The 13,653-nt window shown below is 47.5% G+C and carries 9 protein-coding genes and 2 pseudogenes; 7 read left to right on the top strand and 4 right to left on the bottom strand.

What is annotated here, in order from left to right; translation table 11 throughout:
- Window positions 1–237 precede the first annotated feature (237 nt).
- Window positions 238–954, bottom strand: coding sequence for a hypothetical protein (locus tag ANPL_RS01045; RefSeq protein ID WP_169192966.1), 717 nt, complete (start codon window positions 952–954; stop codon window positions 238–240).
- A gap of 198 nt (window positions 955–1,152) precedes the next feature.
- The gene (locus ANPL_RS01040; RefSeq protein WP_236822858.1) at window positions 1,153–1,764 is read right to left on the bottom strand and encodes a dioxygenase family protein; all 612 of its coding nucleotides are present in this window, start codon (window positions 1,762–1,764) and stop codon (window positions 1,153–1,155) included.
- A gap of 422 nt (window positions 1,765–2,186) precedes the next feature.
- Here ANPL_RS01040 and ANPL_RS01035 point away from each other — a divergent pair, with 422 nt between their 5' ends.
- The 6 genes and pseudogenes from ANPL_RS01035 to ANPL_RS04800 all read left to right on the top strand — a co-directional run bounded on the left by ANPL_RS01035 (window position 2,187) and on the right by ANPL_RS04800 (window position 8,071).
- Entirely contained in the window at window positions 2,187–3,704 is a 1,518-nt protein-coding gene (locus ANPL_RS01035; RefSeq protein ID WP_169192964.1) for a leucyl aminopeptidase, read from the top strand.
- A 30-nt stretch (window positions 3,705–3,734) separates the two neighbouring features.
- Entirely contained in the window at window positions 3,735–4,358 is a 624-nt protein-coding gene (gene purN, locus ANPL_RS01030) for a phosphoribosylglycinamide formyltransferase (protein WP_236822857.1), read from the top strand.
- Between the two features lie 92 nt (window positions 4,359–4,450).
- A pseudogene (locus tag ANPL_RS01025) lies at window positions 4,451–5,951 on the top strand (leucyl aminopeptidase).
- Window positions 5,952–6,644: 693 nt separating this feature from the next.
- Window positions 6,645–6,854 (top strand): hypothetical protein, encoded by a 210-nt coding sequence (locus ANPL_RS01020; protein WP_169192963.1) that lies wholly within the window; start codon window positions 6,645–6,647, stop codon window positions 6,852–6,854.
- Window positions 6,855–7,027: 173 nt separating this feature from the next.
- Window positions 7,028–7,682: pseudogene (locus tag ANPL_RS04850) on the top strand (hypothetical protein).
- The gene (locus ANPL_RS04800; protein WP_169192960.1) at window positions 7,661–8,071 is read left to right on the top strand and encodes a hypothetical protein; all 411 of its coding nucleotides are present in this window, start codon (window positions 7,661–7,663) and stop codon (window positions 8,069–8,071) included. Before ANPL_RS04850 ends, ANPL_RS04800 begins: the two are co-directional and overlap by 22 nt.
- A gap of 788 nt (window positions 8,072–8,859) precedes the next feature.
- On the opposite strand, the gene ANPL_RS01000 is transcribed toward ANPL_RS04800, so the two are convergent.
- A complete protein-coding gene (locus tag ANPL_RS01000) occupies window positions 8,860–9,642 on the bottom strand; it encodes a phosphoribosylformylglycinamidine synthase subunit PurQ (RefSeq protein WP_169192959.1) in 783 nt (260 codons plus the stop codon).
- 104 nt (window positions 9,643–9,746) lie between these two features.
- Between ANPL_RS01000 and mnmG the strand changes: the two genes are divergently transcribed.
- Window positions 9,747–11,621 carry a tRNA uridine-5-carboxymethylaminomethyl(34) synthesis enzyme MnmG gene (gene mnmG / locus ANPL_RS00995; RefSeq protein ID WP_169192957.1) on the top strand — a complete coding sequence of 625 codons (1,875 nt, stop codon included), beginning with the start codon at window positions 9,747–9,749 and terminating at the stop codon, window positions 11,619–11,621.
- A gap of 1,099 nt (window positions 11,622–12,720) precedes the next feature.
- Here the strand turns inward: mnmG and glpX are convergent.
- On the bottom strand, window positions 12,721–13,650 hold the full coding sequence (gene glpX / locus ANPL_RS00990) for a class II fructose-bisphosphatase (RefSeq protein ID WP_169192956.1): 930 nt from the start codon (window positions 13,648–13,650) through the stop codon (window positions 12,721–12,723).
- Between the last annotated feature and the right edge of the window lie 3 nt (window positions 13,651–13,653).

Below are 13,653 nucleotides of genomic sequence, written 5' to 3'. Positions count from 1 at the left end.
GCGTCTATACAACCGGAACTTGCAGCAGTCTCCTCATTAACCCCCAATTTTTGGCTCACATAAGAGCCCGAACCCCACAGACAAGCACAAACCAGAGCTCCTCCACCCTGACCGCAGTCTAGCGAAGCATGGCTTGTAACACTATAGAGCCTTATTTTTCCCATGTAAACCAAAGAGCCCCTAGGCGCACGGTGGTTAGGCGCTAAAAATCCAAATCCCCTCACAAGATCCGGAAGATCACCCACCAAAGCGATCTCTGCACTGCTCCGTGACATCACGTACTTCTCGCTCTTGCCCCGTACATAGGTCATACTCATAGCAACAAATGGCAACCAACGTCGTAGGAACACCGAACAACAGCTGTTTATCATGCCTGGATAGGGATGACATGCTAGAATAGCCCTCAACCTGGTCCCGAAGCATCAAATCCAGAACCGAGTCTTTAAATCCATCACGCCCAACCTCGTGATCATGCACTTGCAGCCTCGTACAGTATTCCATCAAGAGCCGGCTACTGGACCGAAAAAACCTGGAAAAACTGTAATACGCCACAGACATGACACACAGAACACATGCTGGACCTAGAGAAGCCAACGCCGCTGCTTTAAATGCTGCCGATACTGTCATGGCTGGGCTCGCGATTTTCAGTACAGCAGCGGTAAGTAGCGTAAAAAACACCACGTTACTGGCAAATACATGCCAGTAAGCAAAAAACTGAGCCGCGTTGTGTCCCAAAAGGCTGCAAAAAGGTCCTTTAAAGACACAACCGCTCTTGACGCTACTGACGCCACGCACACGCTGAGAACTGCGGTGTACCGCCCCTAGCAGCGCACCAAACGCCAAGTACAACATTATCAGCGGAGCTATAGCTAAAACTGCAAGGGCCATAGAAACCCTTAAATACCACGAAAACGCTGAGTAACCACGGGTTACCACTCCTCTAGAAGGCGCCATCTAACCCCTCCGTGGAGACCTCAGACGACTCTTGAGTACAACTCCCCCAGCAAATCCCTACACCCATCACCATAGCAACAGACCACACACACGCTCGTAGTGTACTACTAACAGCAGGTACTGTCAATTGACTCTTGCCCCTTAAAGTTCAGAAAGTAAAAACCGCATAGGTAATGTACGCAACCTTGATGGCCAATTTCACCACTCATGCATCACGTCATCTTTTCCCGGAAATGTGAGATTAAACTCATATATTTTAACCCCACCTTCCTCTCCAATAAGCCGCGCCGTAAGCAGCTTCCTCATGGATCCCGGAATCCGACTCAAACTCGAGTGCCCTTCACTGCCCTTTCCTTCGAAAAACATTTCCGTCTGAAAGTCAGGAAGCTCTGGGTGCTTCACAAGGAAATGTACTCTTGGAGACCCCCCAAAATGCCCTCCAGGAACTATGGTTATAAAACCGTAATTTCCCAGGTTATCGGTCGTAACTTTACCCGACCCGTTAAACCTCCGGTCAAAGCCTTCATCCTTGCTATATTTACCTTTGGAATCAGCCTGCCACACGAAAACGTTAACATTAGACACCGGTCTGCATAGTGAATCCGTAACCCTTCCAACAAGATACACCACCTCTCCCTCAGCGACAACAGCGCTACCAACGCGTCTAGTAAGGTCATTAGTGAGATTGAAAACAGTAGGCTTATAATTTTCGCTATCAGCTTCTATGCCGGGAGTTTCAATGCAGTTCACTATAACCGGGTCTACAGCCCATGCACGAACCACAAGGAAATTCTGTAGACAAACAATCATCGTTGTTAACCACACACTTCTTAAAAAGAACCTTTTCAATCTCCTACCCTCTGACATGCAGCAACGAACGTCTAGCACAGCCTCCATCTCTGGGCAAAACAAAGCCCGATGCAGGAAAACCCATGTAATTTCCTATATAACTATTTGATAAACTTTTGCCAACAAGAAGCACCACACACGGGAGAAAATGAGTCTCATATCGCTACCCGCCTGTGCCCCTGAAACTTAGACCCATTGTATTGTACAATTCTGGAAAATACACAGAACAGTAAACCCGTCTTCCTGAAATGCGAAAAACATCATTTTCCAGCATTAACTAAAACAGAGAGACCTTGCTGCGCCGCAACCCTAGTGCACTACCAGCTTGATATGACCATCGAATGAAGCTAGAATGGCAGCCATACTTTGCTAATGGTGGTTTTATGGCGAGCATTTCGTTTTTTGGCTTGGCTTCAGGTGTTTCTGCTTTACCAAAGACAGCAGTACTTGTGGTCGGTGTCTTTAAGGGCGGGAACACACTCGAAGATGGAGGCGTGCTGCACTCACAAGAAGCGAAAGCAGTGCTAGCAGCTAAGGAGGCGTCGTTGTTTACCGGCGAGTTTGCTAGTTCGATGCCGGTAATCCTGGCTTCGGAAAGCAGGACCGTGTTGCTGATGGGGCTCGGAGAGAAATCAGACACTATATCTGACCATAATAAGGCGATGGAACTAGGTGGCGCTATTTATGCTCGTTTGGAGGAAATTAAAGCAGCAAAGGCTGTTATCATCCCTCCTCAAGGCATTGAGTCACGACTGGCATATGGTGCCATGCTTGGTAGTTTTAATTTCAACAAATACTTCAAAAGTAAAAAGAGCGAGCATGAGGCAAAAGTAGAAGAAATAACACTGGCAGTCGCTGGTGATTTAGCTGCAGTGAAAAGTGATTTCGAGCTTCTAAAAACTGAAGGCGAGTCTGTGTTCTTCACCAGATCGCTTGTATCCGAACCTGCAAACGTTCTCTACCCCGAAGAGTATGCACACCGCATCCGGGACGAGCTTACCCCACTTGGAGCAAAGGTGGAGATACTCAACGAAGAGCAAATGCGGTCTGCTGGTATGATGGCACTTTTGGGCGTTGGCCAAGGGAGTAGCAAAAAGTCATGCTTAGTGGTGATGAGGTGGGACGGTGACACTAAATCCAAGGATACCCTCGCCTTTGTCGGTAAGGGAGTAACATTTGACACAGGAGGTGTTTCTTTAAAGCCATCCAAAGGCATGTGGGACATGAAATATGACATGGCAGGTTCTGCTGCCGTTGCAGGGCTGATGAGAGCTTTGGCTGCAAGAAACGCACCTGTAAATGCCGTAGGAGTGGTGGGACTGGTGGAAAATGCTCTAGGTGGCAATGCACAGCGGCCGGGAGATATTGTTACATCAATGTCTGGGCAAACAATAGAGGTTTTGAATACTGATGCGGAAGGCAGGTTGTTGCTAGCAGATGCCTTGTGGTACACACAGAAAACGTTTTCACCAAAGTACATGGTAGATCTAGCAACATTGACAGGCGCAATAGTTGTTGCCTTGGGAGAGGGGGAATATGCTGGATTGTTCTCCAACGACGACAAATTGTCCGAGCAGCTTTTAGCTTCCGGCAAGGTCACCAACGAAAAGCTGTGGCGCATGCCCATGGGTAATGCGTATGACAAGATGATTGACTCACCCGTTGCTGACATGAAAAACATAGCGACAGATAACCGCGGTGCTGACAGTATCACTGCCGCTCAGTTTTTGCAGCGCTTTGTGAACAACGTTCCCTGGGCACACATTGATATAGCTGGGATGGCCTGGAACAGCGCAGGGTCTAAGATTTCTCCCAAAGGCGCTACAGGTTTCGGTGTTATGTTGTTAAACAAGTTCGTTCAGTTGCATTGCGAAGGTGCTACTGATACCGCAACGGCATAAGACACGCGCAATAACTAGAAAGGGGTCATTTTGAGAATTGGTGTCCTAATCTCAGGTCGTGGATCTAACTTGGAGGCGTTGGCCCGAGCCTGTGTTGACAGCGAGTATCCCGCTACTATTGCGTGTGTTATATCCAATAAAGTTAATGCACACGGTATTACAATAGCGTCCCAATACAGTGTACCTGCATTTACTGTTAACCGAAAACCTTTGGATACAGAGGGAATTTCTTCAATATTAGAGCAGCACAAGGTCGAGCTGGTCTGCCTCGCTGGATTTATGAGTGTGTTGCCTGCACAATTTGTTACCAAGTGGCATGGTAAAATCATAAACATTCATCCCTCCCTTCTGCCATCGTTCAAGGGTCTAAAAGCACAAGAGCAAGCGTACAATGCTGGAGTAAAAGTGGCAGGATGCACCGTGCATTATGTCAGTCCTGAAGTTGATGGTGGCCCCATCATCCTACAGGCGGCAGTCCCCGTATTGAACGACGACACTGTTGAAACCCTTTCTCACCGCATTCTTTCTGTTGAACACCTATGCTACCCAGAAGCTGTGAGGCTCATTGCTCTTGGAAGGGTAAAGATAGTAGAAAACAGAGTAGTGCGTGTAAAAGGGAACGACGAGCTGTTCCTGTTGAGCCAGAAAAGCTAAGCTGCAACTTCCACGCGGCAGCATCTTGACATGAATTTCAAATAAATTTAGCATGCCGAGTCAATCTTCATGAGGGGGGGGGGGAAAGGATAATGGTAGGAATTTCATTTCTCAGTTTAGCCTCAGGCATCAGCGCCTTTCTAAGGGCAGCAGTGCTCGTGGTTGGTATTTACGAGGGTAGCCACCAACTAGAGCATGGAGGCGTGACAAAAACAAGAAGTGGAAATAATTCTGGCGACGACAGAGGCTCACGGGTTCACTGGAGAATTCGCTAGCTTGATGCCTATCATAATTACTCCGGATGAAAAAACTGTACTGCTGGTGGGGCTAGGTAAGGAGTCTGATTTATCTGATCTTAAAGCAATGGAACTGGGCGGGACAATTTATTCTAACTTAGAGAAAATAAAAGCTGCGAAGGCCATGGTTATCGCGCCACAAAACATCGAGGCAAGGCTGGCCTACGGCGCAATGTTGAAAAGTTACAAGTTCAACAAGTATTTCAGCAGAAAAAAGGATGCCCATGCTGCTAAAGTAGAGGAGATTGCTCTTGCTGTTTCAGGTGACGTAACTTCTGTGGAAGGGGACTTTGATTCCCTAAAAGCAGAAGGAGAGTCTGTGTTTTTCGCTCGTTCTCTGGTATCTGAACCTGCAAACGTTCTCCATCCCGAAGAGTATGCCAGGCGAATTCGCGCTGAGCTTGAGCCGCTTGGAGTGAAGGTGGAGGTATTGAACGAAGAGAGAATGAAGGCCGAGGGAATGGGGGCCCTCCTAGGAGTGGGCGCTGGTAGTGATAAGAAGTCTCGCCTAGTAGTAATGGAGTGGAATGGTAATTCCAGATCTAAAGATACGCTTGCCTTTGTCGGAAAGGGAATCACCTTCGACACCGGAGGGCTGTCACTCAAACCACAACAGTACATGATAGGTATGAAGGGTGATATGGCTGGTTCCGCGGCAGTAGCAGGGTTGTTAAGAACTTTAGCAGTGCGCAATGCGCGAGTCAACGCTGTTGGCGTTGTGGGCTTGGTAGAAAATGCAGTCGGTGGTGGTGCTTATCGTCCAGACGATGTTGTGACTTCCATGTCTGGTCAAACGATCGAGATTGTTAACACAGACGCTGAAGGAAGGCTGACCTTGGCGGACTCAATGTGGTACGCACAAAAGAAATTCGCTCCCAAACTTATAGTAGATATAGCCACGCTTACTGGGGCAAATATGGTTGCGTTGGGTTGTGAGTATGCGGGGTTGTTCTCAAACGACGACACGCTTTCTCGTCAGCTTACTGACGCAGGGACAGCTGTTGGAGAAAAAGTATGGCGCATGCCCATGGGCGAGGTTTTCGATCGAACTATAGATTCTCACATCGCGGACATGAAAAACCTCGGACCGCGTGAAGGAGGAGCTATAACGGCTGCTCAGTTCTTAGCGCGCTTTGTTGATAACATTCCGTGGGCCCACATCGATATGGCTGGGATGGAATCTGACAAAGCCACTAAGGTCCGTGGATCGGGATTCGGAGTGATGTTGCTAAATAGGTTTGTGCAGCAGTATCACGAAACTCCTAAAAAACCTACGGTGGCTAAACAACGTAAATAGCACGGGTACGTCGGAAATCTATATGGTTTCCGACAACAACTCAAACATTGAGGCTTCTGTTCTGGGGCGCACTGGCGCCGGGGTTTCCTGCTATTGGTGTACTCTCTGTTCAGGGTCAGTCTACCCCACATCCTTAGAAAGGAGTCTCAACAGTATTTACCGTTTAACGAAAGAACCTTGGCGTCAGTATTTAGCATAATAATAGGAAGAAGAACCCTAAATTGTACTCAGGGGGAATGTGGACGGGTTCAGCACAATTTGCACTCGCAGCGAGTATAAAATGTAGCTTCACCGCAGTGATTCTGGAAAGCTTGGGGACGAGCACGCCTCTGGCAGCCCTCAGGATAGGCGCTCAAAGCCTAAAAGACTGGGCCACCGCGACTAGATTAACCCTGGGGTTTCAGTGTTTGAACTACTGTCCACACCAACATTTTCCTGTTATACCCTCCTCCACGTACACATTTCACAAATGCTATCAAACCCATGGCCTTAAACCAACTAGGACGCGAGGGGGAAGGAGCCACCATAGCTTGGTCATAACCGTTAACCATAACCCTCCGCGGGGTCACTTGATACGGATTTCAAACAAATTTGGCACGCCGTGTCAATTTTTGATTATTGGGGAAAGATAGACATAGTTAGGCGCTTCGTTTTTTGTTGGCACCAGGTGTTTCAGCTCTACAAGAAGCGTCTGTGCTTGTAGTTGGTGCTTACACAAATGAAACATCATTGGAAGATGGCGGCGTGCTCAGCGACAATGAAGCCAAGGTCGTGATCAATGAAAAGGAGGCTTCGTCTTTTACTGGGAAGTTCGCCGGCTCCATGCCCGCAATCGTGACCCCAGAGGGTCGCACAGTGCTGCTGTATGGACTGGGAGCTAGGTCTGAAACTATGAGCCCATAAAGCTGCTGATCTAGTTGGCGCGATCTATGCTCGCTTGGAGGAGATCGAAGCTACTGGGGGGCTTAGTTGTTGCTCCCAAAGGGCAGTAGGCAAGAGTAGCATACGATGCTCTTTTGCGTAGTTTTAAGTTCAATAAGTATTTAAGCCATAACAAAGACACGTGTGGAACACAAGTGGAAGAACTTGCACTTGCGGTTCAGGGCAATGTTTCTGCTGCAGAAAGTGATTTCAAGCTGCTTAGGACCGAAGGTGATGTTGTATTCTTTACTCGCTTGCTTGTGTCCGAGCCTGCCAATGTTCTTTATCCTGAAGAATGTGCTCAACGGATTCGTTCTGAGCTTTCGCCACTTGGTGTCCACGTAGAAATACTACACGAGGAAAAGCTGAGAGCTGAAAGAATGGGGGCGCTTCTGTCTGTCGGACAAGCTAGTAGCAAGAAGACTTGTATGGTAGTGATGAAATGGAACGGAAAGACTGGTAGCAAGGATACTCTTGCTTTTGTCGGAAAAGGAATACGTTCGACACTGGAGGTCTATCGCTCAAGCCTGCTTACGGCATGTGGAATATGACTCACGCTATGGCCGGTGCTGCTGTAGCTGGCTAATCAAGGCGCTTGCATCACGTAATGCTCCAGTGAATGCGGTGGGAGTTGTTGGCCTGGCAGAAAATGCCGTCGGAGGAAATGCACAGCGTCCGGGCGATATCATAACTTCGATGTCAAAACAGACTATAGAAGTTTTGGATAAGGAAGATTGTTGTCTGCCGATGCGCTGTAGTACACACAAAAGACCTTTTCTCCGAAATTTATGGTCGATGTTGCTACATTGACGGGAGAGATTACAGTGTCTTTGGGTGAAGGACTGTATGCGGGTCTGTTCGCTAACGACGATTTATTGGCCGATCAGCTTATAGCTTCAGGGGCTGCCACTAACGAAAGGCTCTGGTGTATGCCGATGGGAGATGATTACGAACGGATGATAGACTCCACAGTTGCGGACATGAAAAACGTCGCTAACAACAGGTGGAAAGGTGCTGAGAGTATTACTGCTGCGCAGTTCCTCCAGCGCTTTGCAAATAAGGTTCGCTGGGCTCACCTGGATATCTCTGGCGTTGCATGGAACGATGATGGAAACCGAATCACTCCAAAGAGAGCTACCGGATTTGGCGTAATGTTGTTGAACAAATTCGTGCGAGATCATTGCGAAAGCGGCTGCTAATATATGGAGCTACGTCTATAACAGTACTCTCCTAGTTGAAATTGCATGCTGTTGTGTAGCTGGTGCTGAGCTATGGGCCATTGTTTCGATTTGAAGCAGTGGCCCAAATTTCTTGCTCATAAGTTTTTGATCAAAGCCTTTGCTGTCTATGCCACATGTATGAGACAAAGTGTGGTGCAATGGCTGAAAAATTCGCGGCGACAGTTGTGTTGTGCTCTGCAATTATCATAGTGATGCAGCGTTCCCCAATAACTTGTTAGACAGAATTAGCGCTCGTAGCGAATACCTAACAACGCAGCACAAAAACATACACGCCGGCGAGCGTTACAGGATACAAGAGGCAACGTATTGTGAATACAGTCACCTAGTTGGAGGTGAGTGGAAAGTTTGAATCAAAAACACATCAGAAGTGGCTGGCAATTGACTTGCACATAAGTGCACAGGGCATGGTATGAACTGAAAATTCAGATTGGCATGCGCCGCTTTACTTTCATCCATAAAACAAGAAGTATTATTGCACGCTTAGTTACTTAAAATGAAGCCACCGCAAACAACACACATTTTACCAGCTACATGGCAGCCACTTTCGCGCTAATGTTGTTATACGCTTCTGAAAGAGTCGGTTGATTGCAGATATTAAGCTCGGGCGCTTACCAACTTACGACATAACTGATTATTGTAAAATCGATTGAGAGTTATAGCGAGAATTCGATGCCATTTGAAGTTAGTACAGCAGTGAAATCCCATGCTATTGCAGCACCTTAAAGGACTTAATAATGCTGTATGTATTACACAAAGTAGCGCACAGCATTGGCAAAAATCCGATATCCATCAGCATAATGCCCTACATCTACACCGTTGCGTTTCGCCTCCGCTAAAACCTCAGTCCAGTCATATCTCTGCGTTAGGAACAACGCCCTTTCCGGATGCGGCATCACCAAGAGGGCACGCCCCTTAGCATGGATCAACGCCGCAATATCATACATTGAACCATTGGGATTGTGTGGGAACGCTCCATCAGCAAAGTTGCCGTTGGGACCAACATAGCGCATAGCTATACAGTTATCATCTTGCAGGCGCTGCAATACTTCAGCAGATGCGCAAAACTTTCCCTCCCCATGAGCAATTGGTATATACATTTCATCTATTCCTTCTAGCCATGGGGAACCACAAGTGGTCTTAACTCGCACCCATCTGCACTGATAGCGCCCCACATTATTTGCTACCAAGGCAACGTCGGGAATCAACATACGCAGTAAGATTTGGCATCCGTTACATACTCCCAATATCAGGGTGTCGCGCTCCATAAACTCTTTTATTTGTTCTTTCAGCCCATGAATCAGTCTTAGTGCATACGCATTTCCCGCCCCCGTGTCATCACCATATGAGAAACCCCCAGGAATGGCCATGGTGTTGAATTCTAAAAGCTTCTTTGGATTCGCCAATAACTCATTTACATGCATCACCCTACCGCGCACAGTAGTCTTGGCACCCTTTCCGGCCTCGAGAAAAGCAAAAAGCGTCTCTTCCTCGCAATTTAAGCCATATCCAGATAAAACGACTACATTCATGTGCATCCCCAACAAACACATGAAGTTTAGCACTATTTGACATTACACGTATTAATTTTTACCATTTACGGAGGTTAACCCGGGTGTGCAAGCTAGTGTCAGATATGGATTATGACGTCGTCGTCGTGGGAGGGGGCCATGCTGGCTGTGAGGCCGCTGCGGCTGCTGCACGAGTTGGGGCGAAGACTTTACTTGTTACCCATAAGCTGGAGTCTATCGGTGAGATGTCTTGCAATCCAGCAATTGGCGGCATAGCCAAGGGAGTGGTAGTCAGGGAGGTTGACGCACTTGACGGTTTGATGGGTAAGGTTATAGACAAATCAAGCATCCACTCCGTGATCCTGAATAGAAGCAAGGGACCAGCAGTTTGGGGACCAAGAGCTCAGGCTGACCGCGATGTTTACAAAACCTGTATGCAGGAAGCTATTTTGAGTTATCCCAATATCGCTGCAATCGCTGACGAAGTGATAGATTTCACCGTGGATTCACATGAGGGAAAACCTCGCATTTCCTCGGTATTGCTTGCCAGCGGTACATGTATAAAAACTACCAGGCTAGTCTTGGCTACCGGAACTTTCTTGGGGGGCACCATACATGTTGGCAGTGAGAGCTTCCCTGCAGGGCGCATTGGTGAAGGCCCTTCTACAATGCTACCAAAGTCGCTTGCAGCACATGGATTCCAACTGGGGCGCCTAAAAACTGGAACGCCACCAAGGCTGGATAAAAACAGCATAGACTGGACGCAGCTTACAGAACAAAAGGGCGATGTCTACCCTACGCCTTTTTCGTTTATGAGTGAAACAATATCGCTACCCCAGGTCTCATGCTATGTGACACACACAAATGAGAAAACACATGAAATAATTAGAAGCAACATTCACCTTGCAGGATCTCGTTGCGAGTCTCTGATAGATGTGATGGCACCAAGATACTGCCCATCCATCGAAGAAAAGGTACGTAGGTTTCCCAACCATGAGAGACATCAAATTTTCTTGGAGCCAGAGGGATTAAACTCTGATCTAGTTTACCCCAATGGCATATCTACCTCTTGCCCGGTGGATATACAGCTCAAGATGATCCGCAGCATCGTGGGACTTCACGATGCTGAGATGATTCGCCATGGATACACAGTGGAGTACAACTTCATTGATCCACGAGAACTGTACCACACCCTGGAAACAAAAAAGATTGAGGGCCTCTTCTTCGCTGGGCAAATTAACGGCACCACGGGATATGAAGAGGCTGCAGGGCAAGGGTTGATAGCTGGGGCCAATGCTGCACTGTCATTGTCATCGGATAAGCAGCCAATCATCCTAAAACGCAGTGACGCATACATTGGTGTCATGATCGATGATCTAGTGACTCTGGGAACGAGTGAACCATATAGGCTGTTCACATCAAGGGCAGAGTATAGATTGTCGCTGCGTTCTGACAACGCCGATATGCGCTTAACTGAGTTTGGGTATTGTTGCTCTCTGGTCTCCAAAGGGCGCTTCCAGGCGTACTCACGGAAAAAAGATGAGATGACTTCTCTGGCCAATGTACTAAAAGGAATAAACACGACACCTAACAGGCTCGCAGAGTTCGGTATTACAGTTTCTCAAAATGGCGAGCTCAAGAGCGCGTACGACTTACTTAGTTACCCGAACGTTGGCATGTCTGGATTGCTAAAAATTTGGCCGTCTCTACAAAAGTTTAGTAACACAGCGTTGGCGATGGTCGAGATTGAAGGCAAGTATGCTCCTTACCTCAAGAGGCAGGAAGCAGACATAAAATCCTTCCTAGAAGAGGAACACTTATCTATACCCGTGGACATAGAGTACGCAAACGTCTATGGTCTCTCTAGGGAATTGCAGGAAAAGCTCCAGTTTACCAGACCTTTTTCCATAGGTGCTGCAAGAAGGATTCCCGGTATGACACCCGCTGCCATAGCTAATATCCTAATACACTTGCGTTGCCAACATAAGTCTTCAGACTGATGGGAAAAAGTTCAGTGTCCCCTGAGCGGGAAGGTAATCCTCCCCGAATGGACCGTAAATGCACAATGCGTATGCCAACGTGATGACACCCCGTCAAAAACAAAGCAGACTTATAACTATGACAGCAGGCCTACCGCTACCAGTAGTACGACAGCCCCATGCATGTGCCGCACCAGCTACCAAAACTCATTGTGTACACTACCGCAGTCCCCATTGGCTACTCAAAGCGTCACAGAATAGGTTCTGAGAAGACATTAAAGTAGCCCCAACACCATAACGACAGTCTGTAGCAACACTACTAGTGCACTACAAAACTCCCGGAAATTGTAACAGCTTTCCATTGCAGATCGTCCAAAACTATAACCCAGATGCAAACTGGCCACTAAAACTCATTGAGCCTCGCTAATGCAGCTTTAATTGGCATAAGTGCATCACGCGGACACAGGTCTCGATAAGGCATTTAAAATAACACCGTAACAATGGTCTGTAGTCTACCACCAGTGAACTACGGAGCTCCCGGGAATCTCATGCAACATGCTTTTCATCGCGTATCTGCAAAAGCCCCCGTTACTGAACTTATTAAGCCACACTGCCGCAACCTATCATCGGCCACACAACACGTCACAAGGATACAAAAAACAGCAATATATGAGTATACCACAAGTAAACAACTTTCCCTTCCGGGCGGCAGTTCACCGTCCTCATTCGAGTAACAAAGGCACACAAAACATCCTGCATGGGGTCATGTTGTCTTTAAGCTTCCAACAACAGCGGTACCCTTTGGGGACAGTTAGCCAACAAAATTGCACCTTGCAAAGTGTCGGAAAGTGACTAAGAAGAACTACCGCATTACCGTGAACTATCAATGACATCATATCAGAATGTTTGAACTGCTCAACCAGAACTGTTACTGCCGCCAACGGACATCACCCACTGATACATATAAAGATTCGCTTGTCTAGCAAACAAGAGGGGTTTTGCAGCGAGCTGGCGCATTGTGCTCATCACAAACAACACAGGACAGAATGCACCTCAACTGTCACCTTGTGCATGCACAAGCCTTACGTATCAAACAACTCTCGGTCCCATCTAGTCTAAATCACAGTTGATGTGCGTGCCTCACCTGCATTACTGCACCTCCAGGAGCAAAGATTATCGAGTCGGTTTCCCAACTATTATCATCAAACCTAATGCCACCGAGCAAGGTGCTATCAGTGATCCCAGTCGCTACGAAAAATGCGTCACCTCTTACCATGTCCGCAACTGAGTAAGATTTGTCACAATCCTCTATTCCACATTCGGCAGCTCTAGAACGCAGTTCGGGCGTATTTAAAACCAATTTTCCATAAATCTGCCCACCCACTGCAGCGAGTGCCACCGCGGAAAGCACACCTTCAGGAGCTCCTCCTATTCCAAGACATATGTCACTTTCACCCCTAATCATGGAGATAACGGCGCCTATGTCTCCATCATCTATCAACCTAATACGCGCTCCCAACGCACGTAACTCACCTATTAGAGAATCATGTCTTTCTCTCTTCAGCACGACAGCCACAAGATCAGATACATCACACTCCCTGGCATCTGCTAGATTGCCCATATTAGTCTTCAAATCATTCTGCAGCGATATAACGCCTAATGGAAGGCCGGGACCGACCGCTATCTTGTCCATATAAACGTCAGGAGCCTGCAAAAGACTATCTCTTTCGGCAACTGCTATCACAGACATCGCGCCATCTTTGTATGACGCGCAGGTGGTGGTACCTTCCAGAGGATCCACAGCTATATCCAGGGAGATTCCCCCCTTGCCAACTTTCTCGCCACAATACAACATTGGAGCTTTATCGCGCTCCCCTTCACCTATGACTACCCTTCCGTCTATGTCCATCGCATTTAGTGCCGAACGCACTGCGTTTACAGCAGCTTTGTCCGCACCCTTTTCATCGGCCCTACCTGCAAACTGGTAAGCCTCAAACGCTGCAAGTTCCGTAACCTTTAGAAATCTATAACACAGGTCTTCTACTAACATTTA

Origin of the sequence: Anaplasma platys (assembly GCF_012790675.1) — a bacterium.
GTDB lineage: Bacteria > Pseudomonadota > Alphaproteobacteria > Rickettsiales > Anaplasmataceae > Anaplasma > Anaplasma platys.
The sequence above is the reverse complement of the archived record's forward strand: the minus strand, read 5'-3'. Positions and strand labels throughout refer to the sequence as shown.

Coding starts and splice junctions, on each gene's coding strand:
- ANPL_RS01045 (WP_169192966.1), bottom strand. CDS start 954: ATGGCGCCTTCTAGAGGAGTGGTAACCCGTGGTTACTCAGCGTTTTCG.
- ANPL_RS01040 (WP_236822858.1), bottom strand. CDS start 1,764: ATGATTGTTTGTCTACAGAATTTCCTTGTGGTTCGTGCATGGGCTGTA.
- ANPL_RS01035 (WP_169192964.1), top strand. CDS start 2,187: ATGGCGAGCATTTCGTTTTTTGGCTTGGCTTCAGGTGTTTCTGCTTTA.
- ANPL_RS04800 (WP_169192960.1), top strand. CDS start 7,661: ATGGTCGATGTTGCTACATTGACGGGAGAGATTACAGTGTCTTTGGGT.
- ANPL_RS01000 (WP_169192959.1), bottom strand. CDS start 9,642: ATGAATGTAGTCGTTTTATCTGGATATGGCTTAAATTGCGAGGAAGAG.
- mnmG (WP_169192957.1), top strand. CDS start 9,747: ATGGATTATGACGTCGTCGTCGTGGGAGGGGGCCATGCTGGCTGTGAG.
- glpX (WP_169192956.1), bottom strand. CDS start 13,650: ATGTTAGTAGAAGACCTGTGTTATAGATTTCTAAAGGTTACGGAACTT.